The sequence below is a fragment of the Blautia sp. AF19-10LB genome, from assembly GCF_003461245.1.
Taxonomy (GTDB): domain Bacteria; phylum Bacillota; class Clostridia; order Lachnospirales; family Lachnospiraceae; genus Blautia_A; species Blautia_A intestinihominis.
In genome coordinates, this window is record NZ_QTWS01000101.1 from 1 (window position 1) to 374 (window position 374).

The window sequence follows — 374 nt, forward strand, 5'->3', positions numbered from 1 at the left end:
CAGAAACAAATTATGGGAAGAGGTGAAAGAAATCATATGAAAAAAGAAAACAATTTTTTAGATCTGATGGGAGAAATAGATGAAAAATTTGTTTACGAAGCTTCCTTACCATGGAAAAAGCGAAATGTTAATTTGAAATTAAAATTAGCAAAGATTGCAGCAGCAGGAGTTGTAATAGCATTATTGATAGGAGGCTTGGGACATCCGCATGAGATAAAGGCGGCCTGGGAACAGATTACTTCGTGGATTCAAACTGCATTGGGGATTAATGAAAATGTAGAATCATATATAGATAGTGTTGGAAAAACGATTACTAAAAATGGAATTTCTATTACGTTAGATGAAATTGCTGCTGATAAGGAGAATTTATGGGT

At 33.7% G+C, this 374-nt stretch carries 1 protein-coding gene; it reads left to right on the forward strand.

Annotation, left to right across the window (positions count from 1 at the left end; all coding sequences use genetic code 11):
- Positions 1-36: 36 nt before the first annotated feature.
- Positions 37-374 (forward strand): DUF4179 domain-containing protein (locus DWX28_RS19250; RefSeq protein ID WP_199611889.1); only part of this gene is annotated, 338 nt, incomplete at its 3' end.